Below are 16,395 nucleotides of genomic sequence, written 5' to 3'. Positions count from 1 at the left end.
CCTTGAGCCTGCCTTGAGCCTAGGAACCGAAGATGAAACCACGATGAAACTTCCAGGAGGGTTGTGTCATCTAGATGCACGACGCCCCCGTCACCGGGAAGGCGGTGACGGGGGCGGCAGGGTGTGCAGACGTGGCCGCGGCCTTAGTTGGCGGCGACGTCGACCTCTGCGAGGTCGTTGCGGTCGGCGTCATCCAGCTGGATGTTCCACTGCAGGGTGCCGTCCTCTTCGTCGAGCTCAGCCTCGTCGAGCAGGCCCTCCGGGTGTAGCTCGAGCGCCTCGTTGATGGCGTCGGTGGCGGAGACGGTGGCCTCCTGGGACTTGCGGACCTTCTCGTCGTCGGAGCCGCGGTCGCGCTCCTCCAGGGTGCCGTCGAAGTCGACTTGCAGGTCGATGATGTCCTCGCCTTCGACAACCTCGATGGAGTAGCTGTCGGCGTCGTCCTCGCGGTCGATGTCGATGATGACAGCGTCCGGGTAGTCAGCCATGACAGCGTCGATGACGCGGAAGACCGGGTCCTCACCCTCGACCTGGTCCGCGGTGTCCGCGGTGGTGACGGTGGTCTCGGTCGGATCCTCGCCTGCCGGGGTGGTGGTGGTCACGGTGCCCGGGTCATCGGTGGCGGTGTCGTCGGAGGTGGTGCAGGCGCTGAGGAACAGGCCGGCGGATGCCGCGATGGCAACGGTCTTCATAAGGCGGGTGGTCATGTGAGACTCCTTTGTCTGTCGGGGAAACATAAATATGAAGTTGTATGAACCACCGTACATGTTTAACGGAAGGTGAACAGGAATCTGCGGAAAAGGGTTTCACTTTCGTTATTTTTCGGGGAAAGCTCTTTCTCGCTTTCCGGCGCATCAACTAGCCGATATATAGACTCGCCGCATGGACCTTTACGAGTACCAGGCCCGTGACATCTTCGAGGAGCACGGCGTGCCCGTCGTGCAGGGCACCGTGGCAACCTCGCCTGCGGAAGCCCGGACAGCCGCTGAACGGATAGGTGGCCCGGTCGTCGTGAAGGCGCAGGTCAAGATCGGTGGGCGCGGCAAAGCCGGAGGAATCCGCGTCGCCGATACCCCTGACGCCGCCCATGAGGCCGCCGAAGCGATCTTGGGGCTGGATATCCGCGGGCACCGCGCCGAGAAGGTCATGGTCGTCGAGTGCGTTGACATTGAGGAGGAGTACTACTTCTCCATTCTGCTCGACCGGGCTGCCCGGACTTTCCTGGCGATGTTTTCGGTGGAGGGTGGTGTGGACATCGAGAAGCTGGCCGGCGAACGCCCCGACGCCATCACCCGCGTTGCGGTCGACCCCCTCGGGGACCTCGATGCGGAAGCGCTTGTCGCTGCGTTGCCGGAAGGTATCCGTGTGAAGGTGATCCCCGTGCTCCACCAGCTTCTCGAGGTCTACCGCACCGAGGACGCCACCCTCGTTGAGGTGAATCCGCTGGTTCTCACCGTCGACGGCGAGATCTTCGCCCTGGACGGCAAGATCACCCTCGACGATAACGCTGCCTTCCGCCACGACAACCGTACGGCGCTTGCCGACGCCGCCGGCCACCTCGACCCCGTCGAAAAGCAGGCCCGCGAGCACGGACTCAAGTACGTCACCCTCGACGGTTCGGTGGGAATCATCGGCAATGGTGCCGGGCTGGTCATGTCGACGCTCGACGTCGTGACTGGGGCGGGGGAGAAGCATGGCGGGCAGAAGCCGGCGAACTTCCTCGACATCGGCGGTGGCGCCTCCCCGGAGACGATGACCGCGGCGTTGGAGATTGTGCTATCTGATGAGGGCGTCCGCAGCGTTTTTGTCAACGTCTTCGGCGGCATCACCTCCTGCGACGCCGTCGCCACCGGCATCGTGGAGGCCCTGACCAGACTCGAGGACGCCTCCCGACCCATCGTCGTGCGTCTCGACGGCAACAGCGTCGATGAGGGCCGCGCGATCCTGGAGGATTTCAACCACCCGCTGGTCACCGTCGTCGCGGACATGGATGAGGCCGCCGACACCGTGACCGAACTCGCAGCAAGGAGCTGACATGGCCGTGCTTATCGACGCCGACTCCCGCATCATCGTCCAAGGCATCACCGGACGGGAAGGTCGCCTCCACACCGAGCGCATGCTCGCCGCCGGCGCTCGTGTGGTGGGTGGCACCAACCCGAAGAAGGCGGGGGAGACGGTGACTCTGGGTGGTGACGACCTCCCGGTGTTCGCCACCGTCGCCGACGCCCGGGAAACCACCGACGCCAACGTCTCCGTGGTTTTTGTTCCGGCTGCATTCGTCAAGGATGCGGTGATCGAGGCTATCGAGGCAGAGATGCCCCTGGTGGTTGTCATCACGGAGGGTGTGCCGGTGCGGGACACCGCCGAGATTCTGACGCAGGCGTCGAAAAGCACGCGCATCATTGGCCCCAACTGCCCGGGTCTGATCACCCCTGGGGCGTCGCTGGCCGGGATCATCCCGGCGAAAATCACCGGCTCGGGGCCGGTGGGGCTCATCTCCAAGTCAGGCACGCTGACGTACCAGATGATGAACGAGCTTTCCGACGTCGGCATCTCCACCGCGATCGGCATCGGCGGTGATCCGCTCATCGGTACTGACTTCATGGACGCCCTGGAGTTGTTCGAGTCGGACCCGGACACGGAGGCCATCGTCATGATCGGTGAAATCGGCGGCGATGCTGAAGAGCGTGCTGCGGAGTACATCACCGCGAACGTGTCGAAGCCCGTCGTTGCTTACATCGCCGGCTTTACCGCCCCCGAAGGCAAGACCATGGGGCATGCAGGGGCGATCGTCACTGGATCCGTCGGCACCGCGCGGGCCAAAAAAACGGCGCTCGAGGCGGCGGGTGTGCGTGTCGGCACGACGCCGACCGAGGCTGCTGAGATCATGCGGCGGATCGCGGCGGAAAGGCAGCAATAATAGGCGGCGCGCGCCACTGCTTCGCTAGATATATTCACCCCCTCAAGCGTGTTCACGTAGAGAACAATTGTGCATATGTGCAGTGCTCGCCATTTTATAGCCCTGACGTGCGGTGATGGCGAAACCCTCGGGGTGTGCGACGATATGCGTTTGTGTTGCTAATTTCCTATGATCAGCGGACCTACTCGCCGATCCTCCGAGGTTTCAAACATGCAAACGATGGTGAACTTCACCACGCGCGTCGTCCAGCGCTATATGCCAGATGCCTTCATCCTGGCTATTTTCCTCACCGTGCTGGTCAGTGGTGCCGCACTCATCTTCACCCCGTCCACCCCGCTCGATGTCGTCAACTCATGGGGAACCGGATTCTCTGAACTCTTCACTTTCGCCATGCAGATGGCGCTGGTTCTGCTGACCGGCTACATCCTGGCCTTGAGTCCGATTGTCACCAAGCTGCTCGACAAGCTGACAGACATCCCCAAGACCCCGCGCCAGGGTTATCTCATGACTGCCGCGATCTCGTTCTTCGCCTGCTACCTCAACTGGGGCATGGGCCTGGTCGTGGGCGCCCTGCTGGCGCGCGCCATCGGACGCAAAATCCCCGGCATCCACTTCCCGCTCGTGGTGGCCGCCGCCTACTCGGCTGAAATCGTCCGTGGACCTTCCTCGTCGATCCCGGCTGTGATGGCCACCCCGGACCATTTCATGTTCGAGGAAACCGGCCTCATCCCGGTCTCCGAGACTCTTTACAGCCCGTGGAACCTGGCGATCACCGCGGTGATCCTTGTCGCTCTGTTGGTGTTCTACGCGTCGGTGCGAGTACCCAAGGAGAACATCATTTCCTTCACCGGGCCTGAGGCCGATGACGTGGGCGAGACCGTCGACCGTTCGTCCATGACCCCGGCGGAAAAGCTCGACCACTCGCGAATTCTGCTGCTCCTCCTGGCGATTCTGCCCGGTACCTACCTGGTGAGCCACTTCGCCACCAACGGCTTCGACATCAACCTCAACACCGTCATCCTGCTCTTCCTCACGCTCGCGCTGGTGGCGCACCGCAATGTGGTGGAACTGCTCGCCGCTGTCGAGGAGGCCATCACCTCGACCCGTGGCATCATCCTCCAGTTCCCGCTCTACGCCGGTGTCGCCGGCATCATGGCCACTTCCGGCCTGGTGGATGTCATCTCCGACTGGATCATCGGAGTGGCCACGCAGGAGACCTTCCCCGTGCTGACCTTCCTGTCCGCAGGTGTGGTCAACTTCTTCATCCCGTCCGGCGGCGGGCAGTGGGCCGTCCAGGGCCCGGTGACCATGGCGGCTGCCGAGGCCATCGGGGCAGACATTCCGCAGACCCTCATGGCTTTTGCCTGGGGTGATGCCTGGACCAACCAGGTGCAGCCGTTCTGGGCGCTGCCGCTGCTGGGTGTTGCCGGCCTCTCCGCCCGTGACATCATGGGCTACTGCATGATCTGGCTGCTGGTCACCGGTGTGATCATCGCGGGAGCTTTCACCTTGCTGGCGATGTTCTAGATAAGCTGGACCTTCAGCCCGCGGAGTTGGAGGCAACGCCATGAACAAGACCCAGGCCACCGTCATCATTTCGCTGCTGGCGCTCACCCTGCTGGCAGGAATCGGGATCATCGCGCTCCTGGTGCGCGGTGGCGGTGTGGACGCGGGTGACACGGATCCGCCCTCGACAAGCAGCGTCGAGGCGACCGCCTCCGAAAAAGCCGAAGTCGACGCCGCAGCACTCCTGGAGGGCACCGACATCTACTCCATCCATCCGGAGCCTGCCCCCGACGCGCCGCAGGAGTGGGGCGAATACCAGCTCCGCCGCTCCTGGGACGGCATGACCCGGGTCTTCGCGAACGCAGACTTCAGCCCCATCAGTGATGACGGCGGCGGCCGCTTCCCAGCGACGATGAACCGCTGCGGTATCGGCATGTATCTGGTCACCTTTAAGTCGGTGAACCCGAACGTCGATATCGCCGCGCAGCTTATCGACGCCGCCGGCGGCACCGCCGCGGAAGAAAACATCAATGAAGGGTGGTCACTGTCCACCAACTGCGAAACCCCGGCCTATGTCTTCCTTAACTCCAGCGACATTTCCAATCTCGGGGATGTGGCTTACACCGTGCATGAATATATGCAATCCTCGACCTCCCGCGCCGAACCGCAGGCCGCGCCGACCACTAACCAGGCCACTGAGCCGACAGTGGTGCAATGCCTCGGCTACCTCGGGCCCGCTCAGGGCCTGTACTCCGATGGTGTCGAACGCCTCGCCCCGGAATGCGAGGGCAGCCCGGAGCAACAGCGGGCGATCCGTGGTGAAGGAGTCTGCGGCGGGCTCTACGGATGGATGGAAGTCTCCGCTGAAGAGTACCGGGACCTGTGCGGCATCGACCCGCCCACTAATCGCACCCCGCCGCCAGCTGAGCCCGCACCCATCCCGGAGGAATACTACGAGGCGCCGGTAGAGGTTCCCGCCCCCGCGGGCGATCCTTTCTAGAGTTGTGGCCTAGCGCCGCACCATCTTCACCGACTTCAGCCGCACCTCGCCCTCCGCGTCGGAGGCGTCGAGGTCGATGACGGCGACGAGCTGGAAGGAGTTGTCGCCCTCGGGGTCCTTGATGATCTGCCGGGCGGTCCACTCGCGGCCGTCCTGGGTCAGGGTGAAGTACTCGCCGGAGCGGGCGTCCTGGCCGGTGTCGAGGTCGGCGTACTCGTTGAAGTAGGCGTCGAGTTCCGCACCCCAATCGGGTTTGTCGTCGCGCTCCAGGTAGTCGAGGAGTTCGGCGAGTTTGTCCTCCTTCTCCCAGGCGAAGAGTTCGATGAGGCGCCACATGAGGTTGCGGACCATGATGGTAAACGCCCGCTTGTTGGCGGTGAGCGCCGTGGGGTCCTCGAGGCCGAAAGCGAGTTCGCGCTCGAGGTCCTCCTTGGAGATGGGGGTGTCCTCGTCGCCCATCTGGGCCCATTCGTCGATAAGCGAGGAATCAACCTGGCGGATGAGCTCACCGAGCCATTCGATGACGTCCTCCAGCTCGTCGTTGAGCGATTCCAGCGGCACGGACTGGCGCAGCGTACGCCAGGCGTCGGTGAGATAGCGCAGCACGACGCCTTCGGAGCGGGCGAGGCCGTAGGTGGCGATGAGATCGGAGAACGTCATGGCGTGCTCGATCATGTCGCGCACGACCGACTTCGGGGAGAGCTCGAACTCCCGGGCCCAGGGGGCGCCCTCGGTGAAGGTGTCGTAGGCGTCCTCCAGTTCCTCGGACAGCGGCTGCGGCCAGGTGATGTCCTCGACGATGGCCATCCGCTCGGTGTAATCAACTCCCTCGGCCTTCAGGGCGGCGATTTCCTCGCCGCGGGCCTGCTTCTGCTGGGCCTGGAGGAGGGGGCGGGGGTCGTCGAGAATGGCCTCGAAGGTGGAGATGACGTCGACGGTGTAGGTGTCGGATTCCTGGTCGAGCAGCGTGAGCGCAGCCAGCGCGAAGGGGGAGAGCGGCTGGTTGAGGGCGAAGTCGCGCTGCAGTTCCTGGGTGAGGTGGTAGGGGCGGCCCTCCTCATCGGTACCGTCTGTAGCCTTGACCACGATGCCTGCGTTGAGCAGGCCCTTGAACAGCTCCAGGGTGTGGAGGATGTCGCGGTTCTGCTTCGCGCGGGTGTCGTGGTTGGTGCGCAGCAGATGCTTGAGGTGCTCGTAGCCATTGCCGGGGCGGGCGATAACGTTGAGCAGCATGGAGTTGGTCATTCGGAACTGCGAACTCATCGGCTCCGGCTCGGCGACGGTGAGGCGCTCGTAGGTCTTCTCCGACCAGGTGACCTCGCCCTCGCGGACCGACTTCAAGCGCAGCTTCTTCAGCTTCTTCGGGTCCTGGCCGGCGCGCTTGCGCAGGCGCCAGTTTTCGATCTCATGCTCCGGGGCCTCGACGACGACGGTGCCCTCCGTGTCATAACCCGCACGCCCGGCGCGGCCGGCGATCTGGTGAAACTCACGTGACTTGAGGATGCGCTGGCGGGTGCCGTCGAACTTCGCCAGCCCGGTCATGAGTACGGTGCGGATCGGCACGTTAATGCCCACGCCGAGGGTGTCCGTACCGCAGATGACCTTGAGCAGGCCGGTCTGGGAGAGGCGTTCGACGAGGCGGCGGTATTTCGGCAGCATGCCCGCGTGGTGGACGCCGATGCCGCGGCGCAGCAGACGCGACAGCGTCTTGCCGTAAGTGGTGGTGAAGCGGAAGCTGCCGATCTCGGCGACGATCTTCTCCTTGGTCTCATCGTCGATGATTTTCAGACTGGTCAGCGCCTGAGCGCGTTCGGTGGCCTCACGCTGGGAGAAATGGACGACGTAGATGGGTGCCTTACCGTCGGAAAGCAGGTTCTCGATCGTCTCGTGCACCGGCGTGTAGACATAGGAGAAATCCAGCGGCACCGGACGTTCCGATCCGGCCACCAGGGAGGTGGTGCGGCCCGTGCGGGAGGTGAGATCCTCCTGCAGGAAGGTGGTGTCGCCGAGGGTGGCGGACATGAGCAGGAACTGCGCCTTTGGCAACTCCAGCAGTGGCACCTGCCACGCCCAGCCGCGCTCCGGGTCGGAGTAGTAGTGGAACTCGTCCATGACGACCTGGTCGATCTTCGCGTCCGCGCCGTCGCGCAGCGCGATGTTGGCCACGATCTCCGCGGTGGCCGCAATGATGGGGGCCTGGCCGTTGACGGTCGCGTCACCGGTCATCATGCCCACGTTCTCCGGGCCGAAGATCTCGCACAGCGCGAAGAACTTCTCGCTCACCAACGCTTTGATGGGGGCGGTATAGAAGGAACGCTGCCCGCGGGCCATGGCGATGAAGTGCGCAGCGTTAGCCACCATCGACTTACCCGACCCGGTCGGGGTGGCCAGGATGACGTTGTCTCCGGCGAGGATGCCCAGCGCCGCTTCCTCCTGGGCAGGGTAGAGTTCGATGCCGCGCCCGCGGACCCAGCTGAGGAAACTGTCGAAGATGGACTCGTCCAGGAGGTTCTCCGGGACGTCGGACAGGTCGGGCAGCATCTGGGCGAGGTTCACACTTATTCACCCTAGCCGCAGACCCACGGCGAGCGGGCCTGGCCATCCTGCCATTCCCTTATCCCAGCGCGCAACAGCGCCCCGCGGACTCTCCTTGAAGGGCTCGACGGGGCGCTGGCATGCGACGCTTATTCGTCGTCGTCCGGCAATTCCTCCGGAGAGTCATCGACCGGCCACTCTGCGGGGCCCCCGACCTCCTCGGTGCGGTTGTCCTCCTCGGTGGCATCCAGGGTGGCGAGGAATCGCTCGAACTCCTCCCCAATCTCATCACCGGAGGGCATCTCATGCTCCCCGGGCAGCATGGCGTGCGGCTTCGCGGCGCGGTAGCGCTCCAGCTCCTCGTCGTACTGACGCTCCAGATGGGCGACCACCTGCTGAATCTCGTGGCTGTCATCGACCTGTTCGGAAAGCTGCTGGGTGACACGCACCATGTCGTGCTCGAGGGCGCGCAGCGGCAGGGAGAGACCAGCGGCGCGGGCCACTGCGTCGAGCAGCTCATGGGTGGCCGCCGGGTAGGGCGACGCCGCCAAGTAGTGCGGAACGTGGGCGGTGAAACCGGCGACATTGCGGCCGCGCTTGTGCAGCGCCCGTTCCAGCATCATGGAAGCCGAGCCGGGCAGGACCACCTTCGAGTCATAGGTGAACATGGAATTCACCAGCGACGGGGTGTTGCTGTGCGCGGACACCACGAGCGGACGGGTGTGCGGCACAGCCATCGGCGCGGCGTAGAGGCAGATGGTGTGGTCGACACCGAACTTCTCCACCAGATCGGCGACGGCCTCGGTGAACGCCTCCCACCGCAGATCCGGCTCCGGGCCCGACAGCAGCAGGAAGGAACGCCCCTCGGTGTCGCGCAGAACGCGGATCCCGAGGTCGAGGTTTTCCATCCCGGTGATCTGATGGTTGTCCATGGTCACGGCGGGGCGGCGGGAACGGTAGTCGATGAGTTCATCGTTGTTGAAGGACGCCACCGGACGGGAGTCGAGCGCGGCGAGCAGATGATCGGCGCTGGATTCGACGGCGTGGCCTGCGTCCGCGTAGCCCTGGAGGGCGACGATCAAGGTGGGTCCACCCTGCGTCCCAGTCGTGACCTCCGGGGCCGGGTATTCGAGCTCATACATGGAACGCTCATGGTCATGCATACCCATCATCCTCCTTCGGCTTAAGCGGCATACACCCGGTGCAACTTATCTGACACGGGTGTTATTCCCATGACTGACCAGTGTAGTCGGAATATTCTGCCCCATCCCCGATTGAACCGCCACCCGAGGGGGTCGCAGCCTGTGGACAACTAACAGTTATCCACAGGTTTGGGCGGTTTCGGGGCAGGTGTCCGGCACGAGTGGGTCGGCGCGTGCAGTGTCGGGGGCATGACCACACCGTCACTTGCTTCCCCTGGACAGATCGCCGCCAACCTGCCGGGCATCCTCGGCTTCTACCCGAATGAGTCCCTCGTCTTTGTCACGTTCACCGCCACGGATGAACCGCATCAGTTTTCCCTCGGCCCAGTCTTGCGCATCGATTTGGATGATTTTCACGTCCTGAACGATCTTGCTGAAACCCTGCACAGCATGGAACCGGCTCTCGTCATGGGCTTTATCATCACCACCCGTCCCGATGAGGAGATCTGCGAGCTCATCGACACGCTCATTCTCTACAGGCACATGGTGGACCTGCCCCTGGATGCGGCGTGGGTGACCCCGCGGATTCTCACCGGGGAGGTACTCACCTTGGGGTTGGCCGAGGAGAAGCTCCTGGACAGTAGCTGGGCGCGCGACGTCATCGCCCCGGTGACGGCCGCCCAGTCGATGCAGCCACTGTTGGCGCAGGGGGAGTTGCCGGAACTCAGTCGCGAGGAGATGGATGCCCATTTCGCGCACGGCAACCGCTTCTTCACCGCCCAGGACTGTGAGCAGTTCACTGATTTCGCGGTGGAGCGCGCGTGGGATCTGTGCCCGTCGACGTACCCGGCGTTGGTCGATGATGCTCGATTGCTTATCGACGAAGCCCGCGACCTCCCCCTCACCACCCTTATGGGGGACGAGGAGGTGTTGCTCACAGTGGGGACCCTGTTGGGTACGAAGGAACTGCGTGATCTGGTTGCCGAAGATCTGCTGTGCGACCCGGTGACTGGCTCGCTGCTCATGCTGGCGGTGGCCCGCACCTTCCACGGCGAAATCCGCCACAACGCGCTGTGTCTCTATGCGTTATGTTCGGTGGAGCTGCAGCTTTTCATGCGCGCCACGCATGCACTACTCACGGCGTGCGCCGAAGACCCTGCGCATGTTCTGGCCGGGCTGCTTTTCCCGGCCGCACAGCACGGCCAGTTCCGGCTGATGGTCTCCTCAGTGCGGGAGGGATCCTTGATCGTCAGATCCCACCACGGAATCAATGAGCCGCCCGCAGTTCTGGAGCAGGGGACAGCGGCCTGAGAACGCTGAGCAGGGTGGTCTAGCGGCGTGCTGACCACGCTTTGTCGCCGAGCTGGCTGGTGAAGGCCCAGGCGTCGGTGACAATGGTCTCGAGGTCCGTGCAGGTCGGGTTCCAGCCCAGTTCGGACTGGATCTTCGCTGAGGAGGCAATGAGGGTGGCCGGGTCACCGGCGCGCCGGGGTGCTACCTCCGCCGGGATGGGATGCCCGGTGACCTGGCGGCACATGTCGATGACCTGCTTGACGGAGTAGCCGTCGCCGGAGCCGAGGTTGTAGATCCGGTGTGTGCCAGGCGTATTGCTCTCCAGGGCGAGGACGTGGGCATCGGCGAGGTCGCGGATGTGAATGTAGTCGCGCACCGGGGTTCCGTCGGCGGTGGGCCAGTCATCGCCGAACATGAAGATCTTATCGCGGTGGCCGAGTGCCACCTGCAGGACCAGGGGGATGAGGTGGGTCTCGATCTCGCGGTTCTCACCGATCGAGCCGTAGGCGCCAGCGACGTTGAAATAGCGCAGGCTGGTGGCGCCGAGACCGTGGGCCTGGGCGTAGGAGGTGATGATGTAGTCGATCGCCAGCTTCGACGCGCCATAAGGGTTGGTCGGGGCGGTGGGCATGTCCTCGGTGATCGGCACGATGTCTGGCTCGCCGTAGGTGGCGGCGGTGGAGGAGAACACGAGGTTATGTACGCCGTGGTCCCGCATGGCGTCGAGAAGCTCAAGCGAGGTGACCACGTTGTGCTGCCAGTATTCTTCGGGCTTCTCCATGGATTCGCCGACCAGGGAGCGGGCGGCGAAGTGGATGACGCCGTCGAAACCACCCTCACTCAGGACGGTAGCGGCGACGTCGCGGACATCACCTTCCACCAGGCGCGCACCGGCGGGCACAGCCTCCCGGTTGCCGGTGGAGAAGTTGTCTACCACCACAACCTCGTGGCCGGCCTCGATGAGTACCTGCGCACATACTGATCCGACATAACCGGCACCGCCGGTGACCAGAAGCTTCATTAGATCAGCTCCACCCGGATGGCGTGGGCGAGATCCGGGTGGATCTCCACCTCGGAGGAACCGGAGGAGATGCGCACGGTCCCGCCCTCATGGGTGACGGTGACGGTGGCGCCGACGGTGACCCCAGCGTCGACAAGCGAGGCGAACTGCTCGAGATCCACCTGCAGGATCTCGTTGAGCTGCACGATCCGGGCCCTAGTGGGCTGGCCCTCGGGCAGATCGATGGCGCGGATCCCGTGATCGGCGGCGACCGGATCAGTGACACCGAGCTCCGCCAGGCCCGGGATCGGGTTGCCGAAGGGGGAGCGGGAGGCATCAGCGAGGACGGCGACGACGCGCTCCTCGACGGCCTCACTCATGACATGCTCCCAGCGGCAGGCCTCATCGTGGACCTGGTGGATGTCCAGGCCCAGGATGTCGGTGAGCAGGCGCTCCGCCAGGCGGTGCTTGCGCATGACGGCGGTGGCCAGCTCGCGGCCTTCCGGAGTCATCTCCAGGGAGCGATCGGGGCGGACGATGACGAGATTGTCGCGCTCCATACGAGCGACCGTCTGGCTGACGGTCGGGCCGGACTGCTCGAGACGCTCTGCGATGCGGGCGCGCAGAGGGATGATGCCCTCCTCCTCGAGTTCGTAGATGGTCCGCAGATACATCTCAGTGGTATCGACCAGGTCCTTCACGGGCCCAACGCCTTTCTGCCTCACAAGTACCGACAATGGATAAAAGCCTACCCCAACGAACGACCGCCCTCCCGGGGGTGCGGGAAGGCGGGATGCGCAGGGTGGCTAGAGCGCGTACTCGCGCAGGCGGGCGGCGCGGTGGCCGTCCCGCAGCTTGCTCATGACCTCACGCTCAATCTGGCGCACCCGCTCGCGGGAGAGCCCGAAACGGCGACCAATCTGATCGAGGGTGCGCGGGACACCGTCATCAAGGCCGTAACGCAGGCGGATGACATCCTGCTCACGCTCCTCCAGGGTGCCCAGCACAGAGCGGATATCGGAGTGGCGCATGGTGGCGACCACGGCGGACTCAGCGTCAGTGGCCTCAGCATCCTCGATGAAATCACCCAGCGGAGCCTCTTCGTCTGCGCCGACCGGCATGTCCAGCGACACCGGGTCGCGGGACTGGCGCAGGAGCATCTCGATGCGGGATTCCTCAATACCCGACTCCTCAGCCAGCTCCTCGTTGGTGGCCTCCCGGCCCAGGTGCTGGTACATCTCCCGCTTGATCCGGGAGAGCTTGTTCACCTGCTCCACGAGATGGACAGGCAGCCGGATGGTGCGGGATTGATCCGCCATACCGCGGGTGATTGCCTGGCGGATCCACCAGGTGGCGTAGGTGGAGAACTTAAAGCCCTTGGCGTAATCGAACTTCTCCATCGCGCGGATCAGACCCAGGTTGCCCTCCTGGATGAGATCCAGCAGCGGCATGCCGCGGCCGGTGTAACGCTTGGCCAGGGAGACCACCAGGCGCAGGTTGGCTTCCAGCAGATGGGCGCGCGCCTTGTTGCCGTCCTTCGCCAACACCTTCAGGTCGCGCTTCATGGCGCGGGTGAGGTTCTTGTCGGTGGCCAGCAGATGGGCAGCGTACAAACCAACCTCAATGCGCTGGGCGAGCTCCACCTCTTCCTCCGCATTCAGCAGGGCCGTGCGGCCGATGCCGTTGAGATAAACACGCACCAGGTCCGCGGACGGGTTGTCGTTGGTCTGGCCGCGGCGGCTTCCACGGTCGGTGGTCTCTACGTCAGGATCCTGCAGGGAAGGGTTGGTCATCGGGAGGCCTCCTAAATTCGCCGGTACTATCTGCTCAACGCGCGGGCGCTGGGTTTTGTTCCCGACCCAAAAATCAGCACTCCACCAGCACAGTGAAGGGACCGTCGTTGACGGAAGCCACCTTCATCATCGCGCCGAAGACACCTTGCTCCACGGGGATGCCGCGCTCCCGTAGCCCGGCGGCGATCTTCTCGATCACCGGTTCCGCCACCTCGCCCGGTGCCGCATCCGACCAGCTGGGCCGGCGTCCCTTCGCGGTGCGCCCGTGGAGGGTGAACTGGCTGACCAGCAGCACCGATTGCCTGGCTTCTTCCACTCCTTGTTCGCCGTCGAGGATGCGCAGTTCGGCGATCTTGCGCACCATGGTCTCCCAGGCATCCGGGGCATCCTCGCGGCCGACGCCGACTAGTGCCAGGATGCCGGGCCCAATCTCCCCGACGACCTTTCCGTCGACGGTGACGGAGGCCTCGCTCACGCGGGTGAGGACGGCTTTCACAGGATCACCTCCGCGGGCAGCAGCAGTCCATGCCGGACCAGATCGACAACGGCGGGGATGGCAGATTCCACCAATGGCTCCTCTTCCAGATCATTGGCCATGGCATACAGGCCGACGGTTTCGCGCAGGGAAAGCCCATGCGGGTGGAGGCCGGCGACAATCGCCGCCAGATGCTTATCGACGTCGTGGCTCCACCGCGGTCCGTCCGTACGCGTCAGCCGCAGGGCGGCTGGCGCGAAGCCCACCCCGGCGTCGACGTCGGCGACGGAGATCTCCTCCCGGGCCAGGCCGGGGCGGGTGAGGTAAGTGGCGTCGGCAAGCTCGGTGGCGCTGCGGTGGCGCAGCCAGGCGATGCGGTCGAAGTACTCCTCCACCTCGGGGCCGAGGGGATCGGTGAAGGCCTGCGGCATGGGCTCGGCCATGATGTCGGAGGGCTCATCGCCGATATCACGGATGGCGACGAACCCGAAACCGATGCCGGTGACTCCGTGGTCCGCGAAGTGGGCCAACCAGGCCTCGGTGCGCGCGGCCGCTTCCGGGGAGCGGGGATCAATCGATTCATCCCGCAGCCAGGTACCCACATAGTGGGCGGGATCTGCGACATCACGCTCGATGATCCACGCCGCCACCCCCCGCTTCGGCAACCAGGAGGCCACACGCGCGGCCCAGGACTGCCCGTGGGTATGTACCCACGCGGCCAACAGGTGTGCGGTGCCACCCGGGTTGAGGTGCTGCGGTGCCTGGGAGACGACGAGCTCGGAAGCCCCATCCAGGTTCAGGCCCGAATCGCGGTAGACGTGGCCGACCTCCGGCAGGCCGACCACAAACGGCGGGTTGGCCACAATGCGGTCGAAACGCCGCCCGGCGACCGGCTCAAACCACGGGCCTTCCAGCAGCTCCACCTGCGCACCCGCCCCGGCGAAAGTCGCGGCGGCCAACTCCAGTGCGCGGGGATGGATATCCGTGGCCGTGACATACTCAGCCGCCTCCAGCTGACCCAAGGCCTGCACTCCGGAACCCGTGCCCAGATCCAGCACCGTATCCACCGGGGTCACTGGTGTGGACTGCAGCAGCGACAGGCTGGCGGCACCGACACCGAGGACGTGGTCCGGGCCGGGGACATGTTGCGTCATGGAGGCATCCGCATCCGAGAACACCCACCGGTTCTCGCCGACAATGACATGCGGCCGGATGTCGAGCACCAGCCGGACGGTGCCGGAAGGATCGGCGGTGACGGCCGCGGCGTCGATAAGCTTTGTCGTCAGCGTAGCGCCGAGCAGATCCGCCAACTCGGTGGCGGGGACGGCGTCGCGAAGCACGAAAACGCGGATCAGACGCGAGAGCCGCGAATCATCCGACGCCGCGAAACGCACCGCCGCCGGTTCACCGCGATGCAACGCCTCCGTGGCATCCGGGCCTACATGGGCGGCGATACCGTCCGCCGTGAAACCCGCCTCGGCGAACAGGGCGGTCAGTTCAGGGGCGAGGGCAGCCACGCTCAATTCTCATTCTCCTCATGATCGATGATGTCCGAATGGCCGGTCTCCAGCTCGGGACGGGACGGGGCCTCCACCTGCGCGCGCCGCTCCGCCTCCACCGCGGCATAATACTCCCGCGCCACCTGCGGCTTATACGTGTTACGCGAACGCTTATCCCGCACCTCACCCTGCCCATTCGCAATCACCACCGCGATCCACGGCAGCGGCACAGAAATAAGGAACAAGATGCCCGACACAATCCAATCACCCAGCCACAGGTAACTACCCGCACTGATCAGCAACGCCGGCAGACGCGAAGCCTGCAACCACGTGTACACCCGCTCCCGGCGCCGGAGATTCTCCGCCGGGGAACGCTGCGCGGTGGTGATCAGCTCCGCACGCCGCCGCCGAATACCCAGGCGACGCTGGCGGCGCGCCGGGCCCGACGTGTCACCGCCGGGCTCGTCCGGCTCGTCCACGACGTCGAAGGTGTCCTCATCCATACTGCTCAGGGTAGCCCCGTGTGCCAACGAGGCAAGATGTGGGGCATGATGGTTCGCGTGAAGACCAGTACGAAGACCATCGAACGCCCCGACATCAGGGAAGACACCGACCTCGACGACGGCACCCCGAAGTTCTTCCACTACGTCAAGAAGAACCAGATCGTCGAGTCCGCGGTGAGCGGCAACATGGTCGTCGCCCTGTGCGGTGAGACCTTCCCGGTGACCAAGCAGGCCAAGCCCGGATCACCGGTCTGCCCCGACTGCGAACGGATCTACAAGGGCCTGCGTCGCAAGTGAGTGGGGGAGGACAGGGTAACAAGGGGCAGCTCCGCGCCTGGCAGCGCTCAGCGCTGACGAAGTTCCTGCTGCATAAACCGAAGGATTTCCTGGCGGTCGCGACCCCGGGTGCCGGCAAGACCACGTTCGCGCTGCGCGTGGCCACCGAACTGATGGCCTCGCGGGTAGTCGACCGCATCATCGTCGTCGTGCCCACCGAACACCTGAAGATCCAGTGGTCCCAGGCCGCCGCCCGGGTCGGCCTCTCGCTCGACCCGCACTTCACCAATGCCTCGGCGGTCAACCCGTCCTATGACGGCATCGTGGTCACCTATGCGCAGGTGTCGATGCACCCCTTCAAGCACCACGCCGTGTGTTCCGCCCGCCGTTCGCTGGTCATCCTCGACGAGATCCACCACGGCGGCGACGCCAAGAGCTGGGGCGACGGCATCC

Annotated in this window: 16 protein-coding genes; 7 read left to right on the top strand and 9 right to left on the bottom strand. The window is 64.7% G+C overall.

The window, feature by feature from the left end:
- Positions 1–143 precede the first annotated feature (143 nt).
- Complete coding sequence (locus Q4G50_RS05715; RefSeq protein WP_303376689.1) at positions 144–707, bottom strand: PepSY domain-containing protein; 564 nt, start codon at positions 705–707, stop codon at positions 144–146.
- 175 nt (positions 708–882) lie between these two features.
- Between Q4G50_RS05715 and sucC the strand changes: the two genes are divergently transcribed.
- The 4 genes from sucC to Q4G50_RS05695 all read left to right on the top strand — a co-directional run bounded on the left by sucC (position 883) and on the right by Q4G50_RS05695 (position 5,426).
- Positions 883–2,034: an ADP-forming succinate--CoA ligase subunit beta gene (gene sucC, locus Q4G50_RS05710; RefSeq protein ID WP_303376688.1), complete on the top strand. Its 1,152-nt coding sequence runs from the start codon at positions 883–885 to the stop codon at positions 2,032–2,034.
- A 1-nt stretch (position 2,035) separates the two neighbouring features.
- Positions 2,036–2,920, top strand: coding sequence for a succinate--CoA ligase subunit alpha (sucD, locus tag Q4G50_RS05705; RefSeq protein WP_303376687.1), 885 nt, complete (start codon positions 2,036–2,038; stop codon positions 2,918–2,920).
- A gap of 219 nt (positions 2,921–3,139) precedes the next feature.
- Positions 3,140–4,447: a short-chain fatty acid transporter gene (locus tag Q4G50_RS05700; protein WP_303376686.1), complete on the top strand. Its 1,308-nt coding sequence runs from the start codon at positions 3,140–3,142 to the stop codon at positions 4,445–4,447.
- Positions 4,448–4,487: 40 nt separating this feature from the next.
- Complete coding sequence (locus tag Q4G50_RS05695; protein ID WP_303376685.1) at positions 4,488–5,426, top strand: hypothetical protein; 939 nt, start codon at positions 4,488–4,490, stop codon at positions 5,424–5,426.
- A gap of 9 nt (positions 5,427–5,435) precedes the next feature.
- Here Q4G50_RS05695 and Q4G50_RS05690 read toward each other — a convergent pair whose 3' ends face one another.
- Both Q4G50_RS05690 and Q4G50_RS05685 read right to left on the bottom strand, forming a co-directional pair.
- Positions 5,436–7,982 (bottom strand): RNA helicase, encoded by a 2,547-nt coding sequence (locus Q4G50_RS05690; RefSeq protein WP_303376684.1) that lies wholly within the window; start codon positions 7,980–7,982, stop codon positions 5,436–5,438.
- Positions 7,983–8,110: 128 nt separating this feature from the next.
- Positions 8,111–9,124 carry a PAC2 family protein gene (locus Q4G50_RS05685; RefSeq protein WP_303376683.1) on the bottom strand — a complete coding sequence of 338 codons (1,014 nt, stop codon included), beginning with the start codon at positions 9,122–9,124 and terminating at the stop codon, positions 8,111–8,113.
- Between the two features lie 228 nt (positions 9,125–9,352).
- On the opposite strand from Q4G50_RS05685, the gene Q4G50_RS05680 reads away from it, so the two are divergent.
- Positions 9,353–10,414 carry a DUF4192 domain-containing protein gene (locus Q4G50_RS05680; protein WP_303376682.1) on the top strand — a complete coding sequence of 354 codons (1,062 nt, stop codon included), beginning with the start codon at positions 9,353–9,355 and terminating at the stop codon, positions 10,412–10,414.
- Between the two features lie 19 nt (positions 10,415–10,433).
- On the opposite strand, the gene galE is transcribed toward Q4G50_RS05680, so the two are convergent.
- From galE to Q4G50_RS05650, 6 genes are all read right to left on the bottom strand, one after another.
- Positions 10,434–11,417: a UDP-glucose 4-epimerase GalE gene (gene galE / locus Q4G50_RS05675; protein WP_303376681.1), complete on the bottom strand. Its 984-nt coding sequence runs from the start codon at positions 11,415–11,417 to the stop codon at positions 10,434–10,436.
- Positions 11,417–12,097 carry a metal-dependent transcriptional regulator gene (locus tag Q4G50_RS05670; RefSeq protein ID WP_303376680.1) on the bottom strand — a complete coding sequence of 227 codons (681 nt, stop codon included), beginning with the start codon at positions 12,095–12,097 and terminating at the stop codon, positions 11,417–11,419. Before Q4G50_RS05670 ends, galE begins: the two co-directional genes overlap by 1 nt.
- 105 nt (positions 12,098–12,202) lie before the next feature.
- Entirely contained in the window at positions 12,203–13,189 is a 987-nt protein-coding gene (locus Q4G50_RS05665) for a sigma-70 family RNA polymerase sigma factor (protein ID WP_303376679.1), read from the bottom strand.
- A 73-nt stretch (positions 13,190–13,262) separates the two neighbouring features.
- The gene (dtd, locus tag Q4G50_RS05660; protein ID WP_303376678.1) at positions 13,263–13,685 is read right to left on the bottom strand and encodes a D-aminoacyl-tRNA deacylase; all 423 of its coding nucleotides are present in this window, start codon (positions 13,683–13,685) and stop codon (positions 13,263–13,265) included.
- A complete protein-coding gene (locus Q4G50_RS05655; RefSeq protein WP_303376677.1) occupies positions 13,682–15,187 on the bottom strand; it encodes a class I SAM-dependent methyltransferase in 1,506 nt (501 codons plus the stop codon). Before Q4G50_RS05655 ends, dtd begins: the two co-directional genes overlap by 4 nt.
- Positions 15,184–15,666 (bottom strand): DUF3099 domain-containing protein, encoded by a 483-nt coding sequence (locus Q4G50_RS05650; protein ID WP_303376676.1) that lies wholly within the window; start codon positions 15,664–15,666, stop codon positions 15,184–15,186. Before Q4G50_RS05650 ends, Q4G50_RS05655 begins: the two co-directional genes overlap by 4 nt.
- A 57-nt stretch (positions 15,667–15,723) precedes the next feature.
- Here Q4G50_RS05650 and Q4G50_RS05645 point away from each other — a divergent pair, with 57 nt between their 5' ends.
- Together Q4G50_RS05645 and Q4G50_RS05640 are read left to right on the top strand one after the other, a co-directional pair.
- Positions 15,724–15,963 carry a DUF3039 domain-containing protein gene (locus tag Q4G50_RS05645; RefSeq protein WP_085548839.1) on the top strand — a complete coding sequence of 80 codons (240 nt, stop codon included), beginning with the start codon at positions 15,724–15,726 and terminating at the stop codon, positions 15,961–15,963.
- On the top strand, positions 15,960–16,395 hold a 436-nt coding region (locus Q4G50_RS05640; protein ID WP_303376675.1), incomplete at its 3' end, for a DEAD/DEAH box helicase. The genes Q4G50_RS05645 and Q4G50_RS05640, both read left to right, overlap by 4 nt.

This window comes from Corynebacterium sp. (assembly GCF_030538285.1).
In the GTDB taxonomy this organism is placed as follows: domain Bacteria; phylum Actinomycetota; class Actinomycetes; order Mycobacteriales; family Mycobacteriaceae; genus Corynebacterium.
The sequence above is the reverse complement of the archived record's forward strand: the minus strand, read 5'-3'. Positions and strand labels throughout refer to the sequence as shown.

Bases quoted from the DNA above. Each gene is read 5' to 3' on its own strand.
- Q4G50_RS05685 (WP_303376683.1), bottom strand. From the start codon at position 9,124: ATGCATGACCATGAGCGTTCCATGTATGAGCTCGAATACCCGGCCCCG.
- sucD (WP_303376687.1), top strand. From the start codon at position 2,036: ATGGCCGTGCTTATCGACGCCGACTCCCGCATCATCGTCCAAGGCATC.
- galE (WP_303376681.1), bottom strand. From the start codon at position 11,417: ATGAAGCTTCTGGTCACCGGCGGTGCCGGTTATGTCGGATCAGTATGT.
- Q4G50_RS05695 (WP_303376685.1), top strand. From the start codon at position 4,488: ATGAACAAGACCCAGGCCACCGTCATCATTTCGCTGCTGGCGCTCACC.
- Q4G50_RS05650 (WP_303376676.1), bottom strand. From the start codon at position 15,666: ATGGATGAGGACACCTTCGACGTCGTGGACGAGCCGGACGAGCCCGGC.
- Q4G50_RS05715 (WP_303376689.1), bottom strand. From the start codon at position 707: ATGACCACCCGCCTTATGAAGACCGTTGCCATCGCGGCATCCGCCGGC.
- Q4G50_RS05700 (WP_303376686.1), top strand. From the start codon at position 3,140: ATGGTGAACTTCACCACGCGCGTCGTCCAGCGCTATATGCCAGATGCC.
- Q4G50_RS05680 (WP_303376682.1), top strand. From the start codon at position 9,353: ATGACCACACCGTCACTTGCTTCCCCTGGACAGATCGCCGCCAACCTG.
- sucC (WP_303376688.1), top strand. From the start codon at position 883: ATGGACCTTTACGAGTACCAGGCCCGTGACATCTTCGAGGAGCACGGC.
- Q4G50_RS05665 (WP_303376679.1), bottom strand. From the start codon at position 13,189: ATGACCAACCCTTCCCTGCAGGATCCTGACGTAGAGACCACCGACCGT.